Source organism: Vibrio wakamikoensis (assembly GCF_050337275.1).
In the GTDB taxonomy this organism is placed as follows: Bacteria; Pseudomonadota; Gammaproteobacteria; order Enterobacterales; family Vibrionaceae; genus Vibrio; species Vibrio chaetopteri.
This window is the reverse complement of the sequence record NZ_JAKJST010000031.1, coordinates 72,556-95,127: the sequence shown is the minus strand read 5'-3', so window position 1 is coordinate 95,127 and position 22,572 is coordinate 72,556. Positions and strand designations below refer to the sequence as shown.

Below are 22,572 nucleotides of genomic sequence, written 5' to 3'. Positions count from 1 at the left end.
GGTCGTGACGCCAGTAGGAAGCGTTCTGGGTACGCTCACCATCACCGAAACGGGTGCGTGGAACTACGAAGTTGATAATACCAATCCAACGGTTCAAGGATTAGGCGAGGGTGACTCACTCACCGAGACATTCCAAGTATTGAGCGAAGACGGTACCCCGCAAAATATCGTCATTACCATCAATGGTGTTAACGATGTGCCGACTATCACCTCGGGCGATTCTGTTATCGCTCAAGAAGACGTCTTGGTGGATGGCGACGGCAACATCGTCGCGACTAATACCCTTGTGATTTCAGATGATGATACCGGCGAAGAGGTGTTTAATGCGGGCGCCGCAACGCCGGTCGGCACAACACTTGGCTCCTTAACCATCGATGCAGCTGGCGTATGGACTTATAAAGTCGATAACTCACTGCCGCAAATCCAAGCGCTGGATGTGGGTACCAGTCTAACGGAGTCGTTCACAGTGACATCCGCCGATGGCACTGAACATCAAATCGATGTCACAGTTAACGGCACTGAAGATCCAACCATTATCAGCAACTACCAACCAGGTGCGGTGACCGAAGATACGGCGGGTATCCTCACCGACTCAGGCAGTCTAACGATTACTGACCTTGATTCCGGTGAAGCCCTGTTCAACACCACCGTCACTAAGCTCAATAATGGTGATGGTCATTCGCCTCTAGGCAATCTCACTATTGATGCCAATGGTAACTGGACCTACACCGTCGATAACTCCCTCACTGGCGTGCAAGAGCTGGGTGATGGTATTACTCGCGATGAAGTGTTCCAAGTGACTTCCATTGATGGTTCCGTGAGTCAAACCATAGTAGTGACGATTACGGGTGTCGATGGCGCGCCGTCGATCGTCAGCGGAGAATCGGGAGATGTCACCGAAGATGCCGTTGTAGCTCCTAGCGATACCTTAGTGGCCACAGATAAGCTAGTGATTACCGATGAAGATGCCGGTGAGAACGTCTTTGATGCCGGTACCGCAACGCCAGTGGGCACCACGCTAGGTTCGCTCACCATCACGGCTGATGGCACTTGGACTTATACGCTGGATAACACGTTAACCGCCGTTCAAGCGTTGGATGATGGTGATAAAGTCATAGAAGAGTTCACTATCACGTCTGCGGATGGCACCGAGCACACCATTGCTGTCACCATCAACGGCACCGAAGATGAAACCTTCATCACCGGTCCAACGACAGATACGGTGAAAGAGGACAATGATGTAGATGCTGGTCTTCTCACTGCTGGCGATAATCTGTCGCTCACGATTACTGACAACGATGCTGGCGAGAATAAATTCAGTACCACCGTCACCAGTGTCGTTAACGACAATGGTCAGCTTCCGCTTGGTACCTTAACCATTACTGAAGATGGTGACTGGTCGTATCAAGTTTCCAATGCACTGCAAGAGATCCAGTCCCTCGGCGACGGCGATACGCGCGTCGAGCGATTCACTGTTACCTCTATCGATGGCTCTAAAACCGAAACCATCGAAGTGACCATTCAAGGCACCAATGACCTGCCTGTTATAGATGGCGATGCAGTAGGCTTAGTTATTGAAGACATCAATGTTCAGCCTGGCGACCTTCTTAAAGATAATGGTCAGCTTACTATTTCTGATGTGGATACAGGCGAAGCTAAGTTCCAAACCACTGTCACGCCAGTGACTGTAGGGGGCATCACACCTATTGGTACTCTCACCATTACAGCGACCGGTGCTTGGAGTTATGAAGTCGATAATACCGCCACTGAAGTTCAGCAACTTGGTGCGGGCGATACCAGAACAGAGACTTTCCAAGTTCTCAGTGAAGATGGCACTCCTCACAATGTTGTCGTTACCATCAATGGCACCAATGACGCCCCTCAGATCGGCGGTCTGTCGTATGTAGAACTTACTGAAGACCAAGCAACGCAAATAGATGCGAACGGCGATTTGAATTTCACATCACAGGCGACGATAAGTGATGTAGACCTTGGGGAGGGAGCTTTCGTTCCTGCTACCTTGACTGCAGCAGCTGGAAACTTTACCGACGGGGCGTTAACCATAGACTCTGCGGGTAATTGGACGTACAAAATTCCAAACGGCAGCGCTAATGTGCAAGGTTTGGCTGCGGGTGAGCGTGCAACTCAAACCTTTACCGTTGAAACCGACAATAACACCACACACACCATTACGGTCGATATCGTCGGTGTTAATGACGGTTCAGTGCTAATCAGTGACCCATCTGAATCTATAGGCAGCGTCACCGAAGATGACACCCAAGTCACACTGTCAGACAATGGCGTGCTGGAATTGTCTGATGTCGATGGTGCGAATGAAGAGGTCTTCAATACCAATCCGAATACCTTTACATCAACCAGTACCGTTGAAGGCGCTGCGGCAGATCAAGCGCTTGGTACATTGACTATTACCACCAATGGAGCGTGGAATTACCAAATACCGAACGCCAATGTTGAGTATTTGGGGCAGGGTGAAACGGCAACTGAAACATTCACGGTCTTGTCTGAAGATGGCACTCCGCACACCATAACGGTTACCATTATTGGTACGAATGATGCACCAGTCATTGCGGGTACGAGTGATCCTGATGGAACCGTGGTGGAATCTGGACATGAAGATACAGGGGGTGTTGTCCTAGGTACGCCAAGTATCGAAGGCCAGATTGTAGCTAGCGATATCGACCTACCCGATAACGACGTTTTGGATTACTCCGTAGCGAATGCCACCAACCCTTATGGCACCGCTTCAGTTGACCAAAATGGCGTGTGGAAATTTGAGCTAAACAATGGTTCAGATGCTACCCAAGCACTAGAAGAAAATGAGACTGCTACTGTGACGTTTGATGTCGTGGTGACCGATGATCAGAACGCCACTGCAACCCAGCAGGTCACCATTACCATTCAGGGCACCAACGACAAACCGTACCTAACCTCCGGAGGGGTATTTGCCGATTCAGTCAAAGAATCTGGACTCAACGAAGCGGGCGATCAACGAGCTGACGGACAAATTAACGCTGATGATTATGATCTCGCGGATAATGCGCAGTTGAGCTATGCCTTTGATTCTAATGACAGCACGGCAACCAGCGTTGAAAATCAATACGGTACCTTTACCATCAACAGTGATGGTTCATGGTCGTTTGAACTGGATAACACAAAACCTGCCACCCAAGCACTAAGAGCTGGAGAGTCGACAACGGTAGATATTGATGCCTTCATAATCGATGACCGAGATGCCTACATTAGCCAAACTCTCACGGTGACCATCAATGGTACCAATGATCAGCCAACGATCTCTGGTACCAATACTGGTGATGTGGTTGAAGACAGAAATGTCACGCGAGAAAATAGTGTTCGTTATATCACCAGTGAAGGGTCACTTCGTGTCGATGACGTTGATACCGGAGAGAGCATCTTCAACACTACCGTTGAACCAGTCGGTTCCCCTCTCGGTACTTTAACTATTGATGCTCTTGGTGACTGGGATTATCAAGTGAACACTCGCGAGAGCGCGATTCAGCGCCTTGGTGTGGATGAAACCATGGAAGAGTCGTTCCGTGTTTACTCTGTTGATGGCACGTCCTTTGAAACCATCACTATCACGATTACTGGTACTAATGATCGTCCCAATATCCGTGGTAGGAGCTCCGACTCTATTACTGAGAATGTCGAAGGAGATGATAGCGAAGTTAAAGCAACTGGCGATCTCAACCCAAGAGATGCGGATGCGACTGATGTGCATACCTGGTCTGTCGTTGGCAGTTCAGACGGACAGTATGGCTCGTTCTCAATCAATGCCTCTACAGGCACTTGGGAGTACATTCTCGATAACGACAAAGCCGATTCGTTGCAAAAAGATGAGCTCGTTACGGAGACCTTTACGGTTCTTGTCGACGATGGCAACGGCGGTACTCGCACCAAAGACGTTACGATCAATATTACTGGTACCAATGATGCGTTGGTATTGACGGGTGATGATAGCGCGACAGTCGTTGAAGACCTCAACATTACCGAAGATGGTGTCATTGACGTTAGCGATCTCGATACTTTGGACACGTTTGAGTTTGAAGTGTTGAATCCCGTTGGTGTGCTTGGCGATTTAACTATCGATCAGAATGGTAAGTGGACTTACACGCTTGTTCCAAATCGTGCGGAGCATTTAGAGGATAACGTTACCTATCCAGCGGATTCTCAATTTGGTGAGCAAATATTCCAGGTCAGTGTCACAGATGGTACGGCAACTAAGGTGTTCGAAGTCAGCATTGACGTTATTGGTACCAATGACGCTCCAGACATTGATGGTGTGCGTACTGGCGTACTGTATGAAGTGAATGGGTATGGTCAAACCGTTGGCGCTGACTTAGGCGCGAACGATCCGGATCTCAATGAAACTGAAGCGTGGCAGATTAACGACACCAATGCGGGTGTAGGTACCTATGGTACTTTGACGCTGAATCCAACGACCGGTGAGTGGGAGTATACGCTGGGCGTGAGTGATGGCCAAAAAGCCTCTGTAGATGCCCTTGCTCACGACAGTGTCGTTACTGAAACATTCTCAGTGAGCGTCACCGACAAATACAACGCGGTGAGCACCAAAACCATCACTATTACGGTTAACGGCGACAACGATCGTCCAGTGATTGGCGGAACCTTAGCCGGTGAAGTGACGGAAGATGTACATCCTGATGATAACCCTGCCAACCCAATCACCACATCGGGTACGCTGACGGATGGCGATGTCGATATTGGTGACGACCATACTTGGTCAATTAATTCGACCAAAGGGCAGTACGGTAATATCTCCATCGACCCACAATCTGGCGAGTGGGTGTATACCCTCAACAATAACAACCCGACCGTTCAGGGGTTGAAAGGTGTCGATAGTGAAACGCTAACCGACACCTTTACCGTTACAGTGAAAGACGATTCAGGTCAAAGTGATAACACTGCAACTCAAACCATCACTGTCACGATCAAAGGCACCAATGATACGCCGGATGTTAAAGGCGACACTTCTGGTAGCGTGATCGAAGCGACCAATGCTCGCTCAAGTGCCACTGGTGCGCTTACTGTCAGCGACATCGATACCACTGACTCTCATACCTGGACAGTCGAGAACGAAGATCAAGCGACAGGCCAAGCAAGCGGCACCTACGGTTATATGTCGGTTGATGACAATGGTCGATGGACGTATCAGTTGCAAAGTGACTGGGATGCCACCCGCGAGATTCCACCGGGTGAAAGCCGTGTCGACAGTTTCGAAGTCATTGTCACTGACGAAGGAGGGCTGACTGACACCATTACCGTTAACGTCACCATTGCCGGTACCAATACCGATCCAGAAATCTCAGTGCAGCCGAGCTACACCGTTATTGAAGATGGTGCCAACCTAAGTGGTACCGTCATCGCAGGTGTGCCAACTCAAGGTCAGCTCGATAGCAACGTGATTGGCGGCGGTGATCCTGATCTCAATGAAGTAGTGACTTGGAGCGTTTTGGACGGCGGTCAATACGGTACATTTAGTATCGATGAAGCGTCGGGCACGTGGCAGTATGTACTTAACAATAACGCTCTGGCCGTGGATTCACTTGATAAGGGTGACACGCTGGAAGACACCGTGCGTATTCGAGTGCTGGACAAGTTTGGTCATGAGTCGATTCAAGATATCACCATTAATATCGTTGGTGAAAATGACGTGCCGAACATACGTGGTGCTCAAACTCGTACAATCTCAGAAGATACAATCGAGGCAGGGAATTATACCGCTACCGGTCAGTTAAATCCTGGCGATGTTGATGCTGATGATTTCCATCTATGGGAGATATCAGATTCTAACGGTGGTCGTGGTGAATATGGGTCACTGATACTGTCGTCTGATGGTCAGTGGACATTTACTTATGATCAAGCGGACAAGTTAGATGATATTAAAGCATTAAAGCCTGGAGAGCGGGTGACGGACACCTTCGAGGTGACGGTGACTGACAGTCATGATGCAACGTCCACCGAGCTTGTGACGATTCGAATTGAAGGTCAAAACGATGCTCCGACTGTAAGTGGAGATATCACAGGCACTTATGTTGAAGACAATGGTACCGATGACCCATCAGACGATCTGACGCCGTTAACGGGGCGCGCGATACTGTCAGATGTTGATAATGATGACTTTGCGGAATTTGTTATTGCAGATGGTCAAACAGAGAATGTCTATTCAGGTCTTTATGGCGATCTATCAATCGATAAAGATGGCAATTGGCAGTTCACACCGAAAAACGATGTGATTCAGTCGTTGAATGAGGATGAGGTGAAGCAAGAAGTCTTTACCGTTATCGCTCAGGATCAAAATGGGGCCACTATTACTCAGGATATTACGATCTCGATAGAAGGGCGAAATGATGTTCCGGTAATAACCGGTGAATCAACGGGTACGGTCGTAGAGGACGGTACGGCCGACATCTATGGGGTTGATTTGACGCGTACTGACGGACAATTAGTCGCCAGCGATGTCGATAATGAAAGCTCTATTAGTGGATGGTCTATCGAGACTTCCGGAGTGGGTACCTATGGCACGTTAACGGTCGATAATAATGGCAAGTGGACCTATGTCATCGACAACTCTTTGCCTGCCACACAAGCTTTGATCTCTGGTGAAACTGTTCAGGAAACGTTTTATGTTGTGGCGACAGATAACGACGGAGGCATATCTAATCGCCAAGAGGTCGTGATCGATGTTGTCGGTCAGCGCGATCCAGGTGACGGTTCTGGAGGTGGCGGCATTATTCCAGTGGATATCTCGGAATTAGAGGTAACTGAGGATGGTCAACTTATTGATGGCGACTCTTACATATTTGATGTCCCTGAGGCAGCTCGCTTTGTACCGGTTAACGGTGGAATCTATGGGCAGCTGGTGAGAACGCCAGACGGCAACTGGCAGTATGAGCTTGATAATGATTCACTCCTTGTTCAAGGTCTGGATGAGGGAGAAACCGCGACAGAGAATTGGCGTATTATTCTTGGCCCGTTCTACATTAATGTTGATGTGACCATCAATGGTACAGCGGATAAGCCTGAGATTACTTACAGTTCAGACACAACGAGTCCACAAGATGACACCATTCTCTTAGGTGAAGCCTTTGAGGACGTAACGGACTCAATTTCGGGTGTGTTGGGCGTTGATGACGCAGATCTTGGTGATACCCATGTGTGGGTAGTAGAGAACGGTCAAGGCAGCTATGGTACGTTAACGGTTGACTCAGAAACAGGTGAATGGACATATGTGTTAGACCCATCCGTAGAACTGCCTGCGGGTGAAGAAGTCTTTGACACCTTCTTTGTAACGGTAACAGACACCGATCCTAACGAAGATCTAAGTACAGCCTCTGATAGACGCGAGGTGAAAGTTAAGATTGTCGGTTCGGCTGAAGATGTTGTTGTGGAAGACAAAATCGTAGTTGAAACCGTTACAGCGAATGAAGATAACGATGACCCGAATGAGCTCGGCACTGGCGATTCTGCAATAACGATTACATCTGCGGATGCAGGAGGGCCTCTTGCACTTGATCCTGATCTTGGCTTGGGTGACCAAATCACCTGGACCTTGATTGACGGAAGTGGTACATATGGAAATATCACAGTGAATCAAGATGGTTCCTGGGTCTTTACGCTTGATAATGACAGCCAAGCAGTACAATCACTCCAAGAGGGGCAGACTCGCCAGGATGTCTTCGAGGTCTATGCCGTTGACCAATATGGCAAAACCATTGTGGATGAAAACGGGCTACCTCAGACCTTAGAGATTGTAGTCAACGTCAATGGTCAAAACGACGCGCCAACGCTGCAAGCGAACGTTGAAGAAACCATAGTGGCGGACGACCCTGATCAAACCATTTCTGGTCAGCTGTCGGTGTCTGACGTCGATACTCAAGATCAGAATCTTCATACTTGGGCTGCGACACCAACGAGCGTAGAAAATGACTACGGCACGCTTCAATTTAATAGCGACGGCTCATGGACTTACGTGGTCAATCCAAACAATGCGGATATCATTGCGCTTGGTGCCAATGAGTCAATCCCACAAACCTGGCAAGTCACGGTTACAGATCCATCTGGTCTAACCGATACCCAAACGCTCACGATCAACATCCGTGGTGAAAACCAAGCGCCGACAATGGTGACTCAAGATGGCGAAGTGACGGAAGATGATACCAACGGCTCGGGTAGTATTTCTGTTACCAAAGCGATTGTCCTTGATGATGTTGATACCAACGATACGGTGACACTGGCTGCAGCGGATCTCAATGGCACTTATGGCCAATTTGTCGTCGACCCAACAACCAATACTTGGACGTACGAACTTTATAATGATGAGCCGCATGTTCAAGCTTTGGCCGACGGGGTGAAAGTAGTTGAATCATTCACGGTGCGCGCAACAGACAGCTTTGGTGCAGAGGTGACACAAACCGTTGAAGTCACCATTACCGGCACCAATGACAGGCCAAGTGTTTCTGGCGCGGCAACAGGTTCCGTGAGCGATAACTTAGGCAGCACCGCCAGCGGTAAAGTCACCGTCGCCGATGTGGATATTGGCGATGGCCATACTTTCGACGTCAAACAAGACACCGACTTAGGCACATTCACCATCGATAATACAGGCAAGTGGACGTTTGTTGTCGATGAGGAAAATGCAGAAATTAACGCTTTGGCCAAAGGTCAAACTAAGACGGTTCAGGTAAGCGTGATTGCTACTGATGATTCCAATGTCAGCGCAACGGAAGAGTCGAACGAGCACTTCATTACTATTACCATTGTTGGTACCAATGATGCGCCTCAAATTGTGGATATCGGTCAGCAGATGGCCACAGAAAACACCAATACTCAGCTATCTGGAACGTTTGATGATGGTGATGTGGATACGGTGAATATTGCCGATGACCATCTTTGGGAAGTCGTCTCTGGTGACCCGCGTGGTGACTTGAGTGCTGACTCTACAACGGGGGCGTGGACGTTTGATCTTACCGGCGATTTTGAATACTTGTCTGAAGGTGAAACGCTACCGGCACCATTGACTTATGAGGTCAAAGTGACGGATGAGCATGGTGCAAGTGATACCATTACAGTTGAGTTCCAAGTCACGGGCACCAACGATGCACCAACGGTCGTTGCCGGTGATACCGTCGCGACCGGTACTGTATTTGAAGACCCAACAGGCACTGAGTCAGGTACGGCGTCGGGTGAAGTGAAAATTTCAGATGTCGATCAAAGTGATACGCATAGCTATAGTTTGAGCGGTACCAGTATGATGACCGAAATTGTCGGCACTTACGGCACGCTAAAACTGATCGATGGCGACACCGACGATACGGTGAAGTGGGAGTATGTGATCGATCAGGATAAAGTTGATTCACTTAACGATGGCCCTGTCAGCGAGAGCTTTGATTTATATATTGAAAGCTTAGTTGGCGGCGCTGCCCAAGGTGATGCGATTACTCAATCGATTGATATTACTGTCCAAGGTCGGAATGACGCTGCCATTGTTAGCCCAGACTCTGAGACTCTGGATGAGACCAATGCGGCACTGACATTGTCCGGCAATCTAGATGCAACCGATGTCGATAACCCTGACGATACCTTTACGGCGCAAACAGATGTACAGGGCACCTATGGCAAGTTCAGCGTGCAAGCAGATGGTCAGTGGACATTCGTTGCAGACGAAGCGTATGACTCGCTTAACGTTGGACAAAGTGTTTCGGAAACATTCCAAGTGACCACTATTGATGGTACGCCAACGTCAGTAACGGTGAAAATCGAAGGTACCAATGATGCTGCACAGGTCAGTGTAGGCTCTGTTGTGACCGATGAAACCGATGCAGCGTTAACCATCAGTGATACCTTGACGGCGTCGGATGTGGATAATCCGGACAACACTTTCACCCCATCAAGTGAAGTAGGAACCTACGGCAGCTTCTCCATCGACGCCAACGGCGTTTGGACGTTCGTTGCGAATGACTCCTTCGATAACTTGAATGTGGGTGAGCATGTCAAAGAGACCTTTAACGTTACTTCGGTAGACGGTACTCCTTCCACGGTAACGGTACAGATCAACGGTACCAATGATGCCTCGACTATAAGCGCTGCGAGCCAAGAGCTAACAGAGACTGACAGCGCTCTAACGGCTGGTGGTACGCTAACCTCTGTTGATCCAGATAATCCAGATAACAGTTTTATCGGCCAAAGCAGCACGGTTGGCACGTTAGGTACCTTTACGCTGAGCGCATCGGGTGTGTGGACGTTTGAGGCCAACAGCGCCTTTGATAACCTTGCAGATGGTGTACGCGTTGAAGAGGTGTTTGATGTGTTCTCTATCGACGGCACCCAGTCGCAAGTAACCATCGGTATTACGGGTAGCAACGACGCAGCAACGGTTGATTCAGCGGATGTCAGTCTACAAGAGAGCGACATTGTATTGACGACCGGTGGCACGTTGACGGCAACAGATGTCGATAATCCAGATAATACGTTCATCCCACAGAACAACGTGGCTGGCACCAATGGTACTTTCTCAATTGATGCCAACGGTGTATGGAGCTATACCGCAAATCAAGCCTTTGATGGCCTCAATAGTGGCGAATCAGTATCCGACACCTTTATCGTTAAGTCGGCGGATGGGACTGAGTCGAGTGTCAAAGTGACCATCAATGGCACCAATGATGCCGCGACTATTAGTGCTGTCGACCGAGTGATCGCTGAAACCGATGCTGCGTTAAGTACCGGAGGCACATTAACGTCGAGCGACCCAGATAACTTGGATAACAAGTTCTTGGCACAAGCCAGTATTGCTGGCGCTCATGGCGTATTTAGCATCGATGAAGATGGCGTGTGGAGCTATGATGCCAACGAGGCATTCGATAGTCTCAACGTTGGTGACTCAGTGGTTGATTCGTTCAATGTACAGTCGATTGATGGCACGGTATCGACGGTGAAAGTGACCATTCAAGGGACTAACGATGCCCCTGTAATTGGTGGCACTGTGTCTGCTGGCGTTCAGGAAGGTGTGACCGACTCAGCGACAGGAACCGTCACCGCGTTGGACGTGGACAGCACAGTTACCCGTTCTCTACGTGGCGGTACTTTAGTGGGGGATGTTTATACTGCAACAGGGACATACGGTACCTTGACCTTTAACATTGCCACCGGCATCTGGGCCTATGTGCTGATTGCTGGAAATAGCAACGCGCTCGCTGCGGGCGATACTGACACCGATAACTTTATTATCGATGTGAGTGATGGCCTAACGTCGCTTGAGCAACCAATCACCATTACGGTAACGGGCAATCAAGGATTGCGTGGTGACAGTGCGCTAGATGACATCTTAGTCGCAACGTCAGACGATGAATGGATGTTTGGTAATACCATCCCGGCTGGTGGCGGTATTAGTAGCGATAATGACTCGCAAGACACCTTCCGTTGGGAAACTGCGAACCTGGCCGGTACGGATACCATCAAAGACTTTGATGTACGTGACGTCACAACCAGTGATCCAAACATTAAACACGATGTCGTCGATTTAACGGCGGTCGCATTTAAAGATGATCAGTTGCTCACCGATCAGCTCAGCGTGTCAGAGCAAAGTGGCAATACGGTGTTCGAGATTTCCGACAATGGCGTCGTGTTGCAATCCATCGTTCTTGAAGGCATCGCACTGCATACCCTGCTTGGTGTAACGCCAAGTGAGGTGAGTGATTTCACGCCAACAGAAGTCTTGGTTGCGCTGTATCAGTCTGAACAGTTAACCCTGCCAGATCAGATAAAGATTGGTACGGACTCTGCGACTACGGAAACCATTGTGGGTACCGATGACAGTGACATCCTATTTGGCGGTGGCGGTAATGACATCCTCACCGGTGGGGATGGTCATGACTTGTTCTTGTTTACCGAAGATGCCGCGGGGACGACTGCAGATCCTGCAGAACAGACCGTTACTGACTTTAGTGTTGGCAGCGATATTTTGGATATTTCTGATCTATTACCAGTGCACGACAACATTGGCGACTTACTTGGGAATATCAGCATTTCTGTTACGGATGATCCTGCAGATGCCATGGACAACGCGACAACGGTAATTAGCGTCACCAACAATGGTGAACAAACAGACATTACCTTAGAAGGTGTTGGATGGAATGAGCTTGGGATTTCGGATGCTAGCGTGATCAATGATCCGGGTAATCATCAAACAGAGTTACTCAATCAACTTGATACCATGAACGTGATTAAGATTGATCCGTAATAACTCGCTGAAGTGAAAGGGGCTGGGGGATACCCTAGCCCCTTTTTTATTAGGATTTTAGGTTTAACACACCGAGCTTTCGCGGCTGGTATCGGAGATGGCCAAGCAGCGGTCACTAGCGCAGCCGCTGGCTAGCTCTCCGCCAATCACTATCAAGTTGTCGTCAACCATAATACTGACGCCGTAAGCGCACCCTTCTGGCATTTTTCCCGCTTCTTTCCATCCATCATCGCTATCCAGCTGCCATATGCTCTCACTGTAATGCTTGGTGAGCCCCTGATGGCTGTAGTTTCGACCTTGAGCGAAATTGGATTGGCTACCAATAAAATATGCGCCCCCTACTAGTGTGATCGTGTTGTTGATGAGGCCGGAATACCCTCCAGCGATGCCTTCGTGACCATCATAATGGTCGACTATCCGTGGCAGAGCCTGCGTGGATAGCTTTTGTCCCTCTAGGAAGTGATAACCTGTGGTCTTAAGGCTTCTCAGCCCTGGCTTAATTTCCCCTTCGATCAAAACAAACAGTTGCTTGTGTTTGACCAGGCTTGCTCCACAAGTCGCACCGTTGGAGTTATCGCTATAGATATGCCAACTAGGATTGGCGATGTCAAACTGCCAAATGTCTTGGTTCCACCCATAGCGGTCTATAGACTGAGACATAAACGCTTCCAAAGTGCGCTGCTGCTCTGTGGCACCTTTACAATTGGCGAGCTCGGCAAATAGGCGATCAAATACTTCTTTGCAATACCCGCCAAAGAACAGCAAGTGTTTCTCATCAACAAAGTCAGCACTAGCGCCAAGTAATCCTACAGGGAGGCTTGTGTCGATTTTCTGCCAAGACTCGGTTTCCAATGAAAATACATAGCCATCCATAAGTACCGTAAGTGGATCCTCTGGGTTGAGTTTTCCAGCACCAGAGAAGATGTACATCTCACGACCATTGGATGCACAAACCGTATCATTCCTCGCGACACCAGGGAAAGAGGGGGCAGGCTTCCAGCAAAGCGGCTGCTGATCGACATCCAAATAAAAAAAGCGCGTCCCTGCACTGCCAAGGCCAGCGTAGAGGCGGCGGCCAAGCAATCCTCCAACACCGTTTTTTATTGGGACAGGAAATGAAGGTAAATGAGAAAGTTGAATCGCCATACTTAAGGTTCCCTAGTCTTGAATATCGACACTCTTTCCGTTCCAGCTCAACAGATATACCTTATTGCTTGCGGAGCGATCTGTTTGTTCTCCTCCTGCTATCAGCACACCAGACTTAGTGGTAAACGACGCTCCGTAAGCTAAGCCAGTGGGTAGGTTATTTGCCTGTTGCCACAAATTATCGACAAGTACATAGATCTCAGGGTTAAAGGCTTTGCTAAATCCATTGTGTGCAAATAGCTTCCCTTGCTCGAAGGCCTTTTTCGCCCCATGGAAGTTTGCTCCACCGGCGACAATCATCGCACCATTGCTCATGCCACTATAGGCGCCGGCTACCCCTTCCTGACGGGTTAAATCGCTTGGAGCTGGTAGAGCATAAAGGCTTGTCCAAGGCTGTGGTTTACCAAATTGGTATTGCTTCACTTCTGCTGTTCTCAAACCTGGCTTGATTTCTCCGCTGATTAGGGTGGCGATAGTATCATTGGCAACGAGTGCAGAGCCGCAATTTGGAATGTAAGGGTTGGTGCCTACAGTTTTCCATGTGTTGGTACTTGGCGAATAACTAATGACGAGATCGTTCCAGTTGTAATCTCGAGGAGCCATGCCCATGTATCGATCAACGATGGACTGCCATTTGTCAGGCTGCGCTTTTTTATCGGTAGTAGTAATATCCGAGAGGTACTGATCGAAAAATCGCTTGTTGTAACCACCAAAGAAAATCACCTGATTGTCATTAGGCGAGTACGAGGCCGCGCCGAGCAGACCAACAGGGCTTTGAGTCTCTATCATACTCCAACGGTTTGAAAGGGAATCAAACTGGTAAACTGTGTCAAAAAGGATGGGAGATAGGGCGTCAGGGCTGGTTTTTCCTGCTCCGCCGAATACGTAGATCTTCGAGCCGATGGCGGTCGCTGTTGCGCTATTTCGAGCCGGACCGATAAAGTCACTAAGTTGCTGCCAGCCTAGTTCAGGTCTAGTGGTATCTAGCATGTAAAATGCCTGTCCTGACGAGCCTAGCCCTGCATAAAGCTTGTTACCAATCTGCGCACTCACGCCACTTTTTATGCCTTGTGGTAGATCTGGCCATGCATCTTTGGCTGTTGCCACTGCGGAAACAAGCAAAGTCGAAAGTCCCACCAAAGTGACCATTTTCCTAATGTTCATATTTCTTCCTTTATCGAAGGTACTACTTGGTTAAAAAGTAACCTTATTATCGATCTTTGGAGATAATATTCTTTGATCTTCGTTGCAATAAAAATAATTTTTATTATATTTTGAATGGGTAATAAAAAAGCCCATCAAAAGATGAGCTTGTTGATAGGTAAGTGGCTTTTATGACATGAGTGGAACGACCACCTCAGCGGTTTCCATAACCGATTCGCTGTATTCAGGATACTTCTCAAGCAAAGAGTTGATTAACACATCAACCAACAGCAGCGCACCAACTTTGGAAGCAAAAGCGCCACCTGTTAACGGCCCTTCTGGTCTCGCTGCAACGAGCATCTCTGTAGAAATAGCAGACAGTGGACTGTGGTTAATGTTGGTTAAAGCGACTACGGGCACGTTTTGGTTGAATGCCTGTTTCGCGGCATGAACCACCTCTTTGGTTGAGCCTGAACTAGACACCGAAAACCAAAGATCTCCTTCGCTAGAGCGACGCGCGTTCATCGCGGCGAGGTGCGTATCCTCATACATAATGGCTTTTTTGCCGATTCGGATAAGCCGATAAGCAAGGTAGCGACCAACGATACTGGATGCGCCTACACCGACACAGCCAATAAACGAGGCATCATGAACCAGCGCGCAAATTCTATCGAGTGACTTACGGTCTATGAGTTTGGCAGTGTCTTGAAGGCTATCGATTGCGCTGCTCGCAGAGATGTCACAGATGTCGCCGTCGTGATCCGATTTTGGCTTACTGCCACTTTGGCTCAAATCGACAGCAAGCGCCATACGAAAATCGGAATAGCCTTTATAGCCCATGTCTCGACATAATCGGACGACCGTAGCTTCACTGGTTTGGGTGTTCCGAGCAAGATCAGTAATGGTCTGAAACTGCACATCTTGCGCGTTGTCCAAGATGTAATCGGCAACCTGCCTTAATTTTTTGCTGAGTGGTTCCATATTGGATCTCAAACGAACCAGCAAATTGCTTGGTGAGCCCACGGCATCCCCTTATCTTTTGTGTCGTAAACTAGAAAGTATCAGACTCCCGAATGGTTTTACACTGACATTTGTGCTGTTCTCGGGAAATCTCAAAAAATCGATTTTCGCTTATTCAAAGTCGTTGGTGTGGTGGTGCCAACGACTGTGAGCAAGGCGATTAAACGAAGTTGATGTCGCGCATTCTCGCTACTACATCGGCTTTTTGTGCTGATGTTAGCGCTCGGATCGGTGTTCTAGGATCACCAGCGTCAATACCATGTATCTCCATTGCGGCTTTGCCAGCTGCGACTCCACCATATTCCACAAGGATTCGAATGATGGCGATAACTTTGTCCATTAGTGAAGTGACCTGCGCTTGGTCCCCTCGTTTAAAGGCTTCAATAATAGCAAGGTATAACGGGGCTGCGTAGTTGTATGTGCTGCCCACCGCACCGATTGCACCAACAGCAAGACCAGCAGGCAAGAACTCATCCACACCAAATGGCAGGTCAAACTTACCATCAGCGACGCGCAAACAGCGTTGATACTCGTAGAGATCCGCATTGTTGAACTTGGCGCCAGACAGGTTTGGGATCCGTTCGTTACCTTTAATTAAGAATTGCTCAAGGTCGAGGCTGACTCCAGACATACCGGAATGGTAGTAGTAAAAGCCTTTCGATGGCGCAGCACTCGCGATTGAGGCGCAATAGTCAACAAGGTCGTCAACGGAACCTGGTTTGAAAAAACAAGGACCAATCGCAGATGTGGCAAGAATGTCGAGTGTTTCGGCGTGTTCTGTTAGGGAAATTGAATCGACAATACTGAGAGCGCCAGTGTGGATGATCAAATCCAGCTTGCCATCAGCCGCTTGTACCCAGCGCTCAGCAATGGCCTTACGTTCTTCAACAGAGCAGTGAATGCCTTCACCTGTGGTGCCACAGACATATGCCCCTGTCACGCCTTGCTCAATAAGTAGCGCAGCAATCTGATCGATAGCACTAAAGTTAACTCGATTGTTACGGTCAAAGGGGGTGTGCGGTGCGGCAATGAGGCCGGTTAACTTATTCATTTTTAACATCCTATAGTAAGTTCGCTCTGAGCCAAATTTTGGCTCAGAACTTAATTATTTCCCGTAGCCGAGGAATAGTTCTGGCAAGAACAAGGTGAACTGAGGGAACACAGCAACGAGTGCAAGTACAATAAACAGCGGCACTAATAGAGGAATAACACCACGAGTCAAAACATGGAATGGAATGTCACCAACTCGAGATACCACGTAGAGTGCCATACCCATTGGCGGCGTTAGAATGCCAATCATTAGGTTTAGAATCGCCATGACACCAAAGTGCACAGGGTCGATGCCTACCGCGCCTGCGACAGGAACCAAGAATGGAACCAGCAGTAATAGCAGTGCAAGTGACTCGATAAAGGTGCCAAGGAACAACAGCAGCAAGTTGATAAGAAGCAGCAGTACCAGCGGGTTATCACTAATGGTTAGGAAATAGTCAGCCAGCATTTGAGGAAGCTGCTCACGAGCAACGATCCATCCAAAGACGGTGACACCCATTACCATGAGCGCAACTACGGCTGTAGTGTTTACGGTTTCTTTTAGAATATCGATGAAACCAACAAAGGTCAGTTGCTTATAAACCACAGTACCAAGAAATAGCGCGTAAAGTGATGAAACAACAGCCGCTTCCGTTGGTGTGAATTTGCCAGAAAAGATGCCGCCGATGATGATGACTGGCGTCATCAGTGATAAAAACGCTTCTTTAAAGGATTTAAATTGGTCTTTGCGTGTGGCTTTTGGCAGCGTCATGTAGCCGCGCTTTTTACAAATAAAATAGCTCATGACCATGAGTGCGCCGCAGCATAGAATGCCTGGCACAGCACCCGCTAAGAATAGCGCGCCAATCGAAGTGTTGGATACGACCCCGTAGATCACCAGTGGCACCGAAGGAGGAACCAATGGTCCAATAATACATGAGGCTGCTGTTAAACCACCGGCGAAGTCGTCATGGTATTTGGCATCACGCATCGATTTGATTTCGAGTTGGCCAAGCCCACCTGCGTCGGCCAGTGCAGAGCCTGACATGCCTGAGAAAAGTAGGCTAGCCATGATATTTACGTGGCCTAGGCTGCCCGTAACATGACCGACCATCGACTTAGCGAAGTTGAAAATACGCTCGGTGATACCAGCGCTATTCATCAAATGTCCGGTAAGTACGAAAAAGGGTACCGCGAGCAAGGTGAAATTGTCTATCCCGCCAAGCATCTGCTGGGCGGCAAAGTTGATGCCTGTGCTGTTGGTGAGGATTAAGAATAGTAAGGCTACAAAAATAAGTGAGAAGCCAACGGGCATACCTGCAAACAGCAACGCGAGCCAGCCAAAAATAGAACCTGCCATGAGAACTCCTTACCTCTCAGCCACTTGTGAAGAACTAGGCGTGTCTGCCTTACTTGCTTGTTTAAACTCAATACCAATGGCGATGAGTTTTTCGATTTGTCGAATGACCATGAATACACCGCCTAGTGGCAGGCTGTAGTTCATCCATGCACTGGATACACCCAACGTAATGAGCTCGAAGAAAGCAGTTCTCTGAACGTGTTGGTAACCAAGGTAAATAATCGCGAAAATTGAGACCAGTACCGCCAACTCAAGTGCGATGACGAGAGAATAACGAAGGGTTTGCGGTAGCTTGTCTGAAAAAAAGGTGATGTTTACGTGCGTGCCTCTTTTGATTGCGATGGCGCAGCCAATGAGAGACATGTACATAAATAGGACTCGTGCGAGCTCCTCACTCCACAACGATGGGTCATTGAGCAACCAGCGTGTTCCGATTTGCCAAGTCAAGACAACAAGCAGTGCTGCCATGAGAGGAACCGTGATAATTTCTTCAATATTTTTAAATAGTTTGCTTATCATTTTCTGCTCCAAGGCTGGCCAAAGTGGCCAGCCAAGATGTCAATTTCAATTCTTTACTTCACGAATTGATAGCTGCCTTTACATCGCTGCTAGCTTTTTAACGATAGGTTCACCAATTTTCGCCTCGAACTCTGAGTACAACGGCTGCATTGCTTCGCGGAAAGGCGCAAGTTCTGGGTAAGTCACGGTGACACCTTCAGCCTCAAAGAAAGAGATCAGCTCAGCTTCTTGTTTTTTCACCGATGCGGTATGCGCTTCACCCGCTTTCAAAACAGCGTCTTGAACGATTTTTCTCTCTGACTCTGATAGTTTTTGCCATGTAGAGTCTGAGATGATCACCATCTGGTCGTTGACGATATGATTGGTGATCGCGAGGTTGTCTTGAACCTCATAAAACTTCATCGTTTTGATGGTTGGTAATGGGTTCTCTTGGCCGTCAACAGCATTAGTTTGCAGGGCTAAGTAAACCTCTGAAAACGCCATTGGCGTTGGCGAAGCACCAGACAATTTAGCGTAGTTGAGGTTAGGCTTCGCGTTAGGAACACGAAGTTTGAGTCCTTTGAAGTCTTCAATAGAATTGAGTGGACGGTTTGATGTGGTTTCTCGAGTTCCGTTGTACCAAGTATCGAGTGCACGCCAGTTGAACTTAGTCAGCATTTCTTCGCGCACACCCTGACCGAACTCGGAATCAAACATGCGGCGCAGATGCTCGTAATCTTTAGCTACATACGGCAATGTCACCGCTTCCGCTCGTGGTATCCATAAGCCCATTCGGCCAAATTCTGCATAAGTGATGTCCAGATCACCTAAAGTGAGCTGTTGCAGCATGGCGCGGTCGTCACCGAGCTGCGCGCTAGGATACAGAGCAATCTTGATCTCGCCTTTACTCATCTCTTCCACTGTATCAGCCAGTAGTTTCGCGGAGGTGTACTCCACAGAGCCAACAGACGCTTGCATACCCATTTTTAGTGTTGTAGCCGCTTGTACTGATAATGCACACCCTACTGTCAGCATAGCGATAGTGATTTTGTTTATGGCTTTCATAATGTTCCCTTTTGTCCATTCGTTTTATGAGATCTAACCACTTCAAAAAAAAATTTTATTTTGTTTGAAAAAAATCTTCGTTATGGATTATTATGGTCGTGAAGATTATTTTCAAATCAACTTTTCACAAACTGTGATCGCGGACAAAATTTAACCAAGTCTAGTTATTGATAGATGACTTTATGTAGATTTTGACTGGATATGTTATGCCGGTATCCGTAGATTTTATTGAAGGACGAGAGGCTCGACGTGAGAGATAAAAGTCTAAAAATCAGAGAACTAAAAGAGCAGTTACGAGGGCAAACGGTAGTATCTATCCAACCTGTTGTCGGCAGTCCACTGGAAAATACGGAGTTTATTGTGGCTATGGCATTAGCCGCGCAAACGGCCGGTGCTAAAGCACTTCGTATTGAGGGAATCGCGAACGTTGCTGCCGTCGCTGAGAAGGTCACTATACCAATTATTGGCATTGTGAAACGTGACCTTATTGACAGTCCGGTCAGAATTACACCGTACATAAAAGATGTGGAGCAGCTTGAAATAGCAGGCGCATCCATCATCGCGTTTGACGCGACAGATAGGGTTCGTCCAGAGACTCGTGAGGCTATCGCTGACGCGATCAAAGACTCAGAGTGTTTTGCAATGGCCGACTGTTCATGTTTTCAAGACGGACGCTGGGCGGCTGAGTATGGGGTCGACATTATTGGTTCGACGCTCTCAGGTTATGTCGGAGAAGTTGAACCGACAGAACCCGATTTGCTACTTGTTAGACAGTTCGCAGACGCAGGGTATTTTACAATGGCTGAAGGTCGATATAACACGCCCGAACTTGCGGCTAAAGCTATTGCAAATGGTGCGATCGCAGTGACCGTCGGGTCTGCACTGACAAGGTTGGAAGTCGTCACTCAGTGGTTCAATACGGCAACACGCGCAGAGGTAAAACAAAATGAGCACGTTAGCTATTGATATTGGAGGCACCAAAGTCGCTTTGGGCATGGTCGAAAACGGAAAGCTTATTGAGCGAACTCAAATAGCCACGCCATCGACGATTGATGTGCGGGAGTTTGCGAATCACATTCTTTCTCCCTGCTCTGAGTGGCTGGAAAAAGCTCAGAACATCGGAATATCGACCACGGGTTGGGTAAAACCTGAAGGGATAACATCCATTAACCCAGATACCCTGCCATTTCCTCAGCCTTTTGCGCTCCATCGCGAAGTTGAACGTATTAGTGATAGGCCGGTGGCCATGCTTAATGATGCGCAAGCAGCAGCGTGCTTTGAGTTTAAATCGCATGCAAATCTTGTCAAAAACATGGCGTATGTGACGGTTTCAACGGGTGTCGGTGGCGGAATTATCATTGATGGCAAGCTGCACAAAGGCTCTAATTGGCTAGCTGGCCATATTGGTCATACTGTAATAGATATTAATGGCCCTGATTGTGGTTGTGGACAGAATGGCTGTGTAGAGGCGATTGCCTCGGGTACGGCTATTAACAAAGTCGCTCAAGCAACCATTAACCCGACTATTTCCAATATTGAATTGTTTGAGCTTGCCCGCAACGACGCAAGCGCAATGGCAATAATAAAGCGAAGCGCACAAGCGATAGCCGTGCTGTGTACGAATCTAAAGGCAACCTATGATCTCGACCTAGTCGTATTAGGTGGTGGGGTCGGATTAGCGAGCCACTACATGGAACTTGTCGACGAGTATATACAGCAAAAGCCTGCGGCATTTAGAGTTCCAATCACCAAAGCATCTGGGGACTATGATGCTTGTTTGCTTGGAGCAGCAGAGCAATTTTCGTTGTCGCTGGATAATAGTAACGCTCAGCACTGATTGATGATTATTTTAGGGATGAACTAAGGTTATGACACTACGCGGCATTTCGGCACACAGAATATTTGATGGTACGACGTTTCATTTCGACTCTGTACTTGTGTATAGAGACGACATTGTCGTCGATATCCTTCCTAAAGCGGAGGTGCCTTCGGATCTTTCCTATGACGATTATCCAGATAAGACCATAGTTCCGGGCTTTATCGACATTCAGGTCAATGGCGGCGGCGAGGTGATGTTCAACAACACGATGACCGTTGAGGGCATCAATACGATATGTAAAGCACACCGTAAACACGGGACGGCCTATTTACTGCCTACTTTGATCAGTGCCACTACAACGGACATGACCAACGCATTAAACGCCGTAGCCAATGCCATTGAGCAGCGAATCCCGGGTGTTGCGGGCATCCATCTCGAAGGCCCTTGGCTTAATGCTAATAAGAAAGGAGCTCATGATGCGGGTAAGTTCTACGCCCCAAGTGTTTCTGAACTTGAATCGTTTCCTTGGTTAGCGATGGGCACAACGTTGGTCACCTTGGCGCCAGAGTGCGTAGATACCGAGGTCTTGGCCTGGTTAAAGAACAATGACGTGGTGGTTTCCTGTGGACACAGCAATGCATCAAGTCATGAGTTATCTGGTGAAAAGTTGCCATTGATCGACGGATTTACTCATCTGTTTAACGCGATGTCTCCGTTGGAAGGGCGAGAACCCGGTGTTGTAGGAACTGCTTTAATGGCCGATCATGCTTGGTGTTCTATCATCGTTGATGACATTCACGTGGACTCGGCGAACGTAATGCTGGCGAAGCGTCTCAAACGTCAGCAGCAACTATTGATCGTCACCGATGCGATGGCGAGCGTAGGTAGCATCAGCAATAGCTTTGTTCTTGACGGTGAACAGATCAGTGTTCAAAACGGTCGACTGGTTAACGCGCAAGGAGCACTCGCTGGGGCACATATCGGTATGGATCAATCTGTTGCCAACGTCATTCAGTGGGGAATCGAAGAGGCTGAAGCATTTCGCATGGCCTCGATGTACCCTGCACGAGCGATAAATCGTTCCGATTTAGGCACTCTAAAGTCGGGCAGTAAAGCCTCTGTCACCATTCTCAACTCGGACTATCGTGCTTCACACGTGATGGTGGATGGCCAACTTCTTAGCTAAGTAGCATG

The 22,572-nt window shown here is 48.3% G+C and carries 11 protein-coding genes; 4 read left to right on the top strand and 7 right to left on the bottom strand.

Annotated elements, in window-relative coordinates:
- The first annotated feature begins 4 nt into the window (after nt 1-4).
- Complete coding sequence (locus tag L4C42_RS18590; RefSeq protein WP_429761593.1) at nt 5-12,298, top strand: VCBS domain-containing protein; 12,294 nt, start codon at nt 5-7, stop codon at nt 12,296-12,298.
- A gap of 63 nt (nt 12,299-12,361) precedes the next feature.
- Here L4C42_RS18590 and L4C42_RS18585 read toward each other — a convergent pair whose 3' ends face one another.
- The 7 genes from L4C42_RS18585 to L4C42_RS18555 form a co-directional block, all read right to left on the bottom strand.
- A complete protein-coding gene (locus L4C42_RS18585; protein ID WP_429761592.1) occupies nt 12,362-13,444 on the bottom strand; it encodes a YjhT family mutarotase in 1,083 nt (360 codons plus the stop codon).
- Nucleotides 13,445-13,456: 12 nt separating this feature from the next.
- Complete coding sequence (locus L4C42_RS18580; RefSeq protein ID WP_353500116.1) at nt 13,457-14,608, bottom strand: N-acetylneuraminate epimerase; 1,152 nt, start codon at nt 14,606-14,608, stop codon at nt 13,457-13,459.
- 168 nt (nt 14,609-14,776) lie between these two features.
- Nucleotides 14,777-15,610 carry a MurR/RpiR family transcriptional regulator gene (locus L4C42_RS18575; RefSeq protein ID WP_353500117.1) on the bottom strand — a complete coding sequence of 278 codons (834 nt, stop codon included), beginning with the start codon at nt 15,608-15,610 and terminating at the stop codon, nt 14,777-14,779.
- Between the two features lie 157 nt (nt 15,611-15,767).
- Entirely contained in the window at nt 15,768-16,658 is an 891-nt protein-coding gene (locus L4C42_RS18570) for a dihydrodipicolinate synthase family protein (protein WP_353500118.1), read from the bottom strand.
- Nucleotides 16,659-16,712: 54 nt separating this feature from the next.
- Complete coding sequence (siaM, locus tag L4C42_RS18565; RefSeq protein ID WP_042500360.1) at nt 16,713-17,996, bottom strand: sialic acid TRAP transporter large permease SiaM; 1,284 nt, start codon at nt 17,994-17,996, stop codon at nt 16,713-16,715.
- A 9-nt stretch (nt 17,997-18,005) separates the two neighbouring features.
- Nucleotides 18,006-18,515, bottom strand: coding sequence for a TRAP transporter small permease (locus L4C42_RS18560; protein WP_042500613.1), 510 nt, complete (start codon nt 18,513-18,515; stop codon nt 18,006-18,008).
- Between the two features lie 78 nt (nt 18,516-18,593).
- The gene (locus L4C42_RS18555; protein WP_418642664.1) at nt 18,594-19,559 is read right to left on the bottom strand and encodes a sialic acid TRAP transporter substrate-binding protein SiaP; all 966 of its coding nucleotides are present in this window, start codon (nt 19,557-19,559) and stop codon (nt 18,594-18,596) included.
- Nucleotides 19,560-19,808: 249 nt separating this feature from the next.
- On the opposite strand from L4C42_RS18555, the gene L4C42_RS18550 reads away from it, so the two are divergent.
- From L4C42_RS18550 to nagA, 3 genes are read left to right on the top strand one after another with little or no spacing between them, the layout of a single operon-like run.
- The gene (locus tag L4C42_RS18550) at nt 19,809-20,525 is read left to right on the top strand and encodes an N-acetylmannosamine-6-phosphate 2-epimerase (RefSeq protein WP_353500120.1); all 717 of its coding nucleotides are present in this window, start codon (nt 19,809-19,811) and stop codon (nt 20,523-20,525) included.
- Nucleotides 20,506-21,396 (top strand): N-acetylmannosamine kinase, encoded by an 891-nt coding sequence (locus tag L4C42_RS18545; RefSeq protein WP_418642663.1) that lies wholly within the window; start codon nt 20,506-20,508, stop codon nt 21,394-21,396. The genes L4C42_RS18550 and L4C42_RS18545 overlap by 20 nt, the downstream gene beginning before the upstream one ends.
- Before the next feature lie 31 nt (nt 21,397-21,427).
- On the top strand, nt 21,428-22,564 hold the full coding sequence (gene nagA, locus L4C42_RS18540; RefSeq protein WP_429761591.1) for an N-acetylglucosamine-6-phosphate deacetylase: 1,137 nt from the start codon (nt 21,428-21,430) through the stop codon (nt 22,562-22,564).
- Nucleotides 22,565-22,572 lie beyond the last annotated feature (8 nt).

Excerpts from the sequence above, each read along its gene's own strand:
- L4C42_RS18585 (WP_429761592.1), bottom strand. The coding sequence starts at position 13,444 with ATGGCGATTCAACTTTCTCATTTACCTTCATTTCCTGTCCCAATAAAA.
- L4C42_RS18580 (WP_353500116.1), bottom strand. The coding sequence starts at position 14,608 with ATGAACATTAGGAAAATGGTCACTTTGGTGGGACTTTCGACTTTGCTT.
- L4C42_RS18570 (WP_353500118.1), bottom strand. The coding sequence starts at position 16,658 with ATGAATAAGTTAACCGGCCTCATTGCCGCACCGCACACCCCCTTTGAC.
- siaM (WP_042500360.1), bottom strand. The coding sequence starts at position 17,996 with ATGGCAGGTTCTATTTTTGGCTGGCTCGCGTTGCTGTTTGCAGGTATG.
- L4C42_RS18560 (WP_042500613.1), bottom strand. The coding sequence starts at position 18,515 with ATGATAAGCAAACTATTTAAAAATATTGAAGAAATTATCACGGTTCCT.
- L4C42_RS18555 (WP_418642664.1), bottom strand. The coding sequence starts at position 19,559 with ATGAAAGCCATAAACAAAATCACTATCGCTATGCTGACAGTAGGGTGT.
- L4C42_RS18545 (WP_418642663.1), top strand. The coding sequence starts at position 20,506 with ATGAGCACGTTAGCTATTGATATTGGAGGCACCAAAGTCGCTTTGGGC.
- nagA (WP_429761591.1), top strand. The coding sequence starts at position 21,428 with ATGACACTACGCGGCATTTCGGCACACAGAATATTTGATGGTACGACG.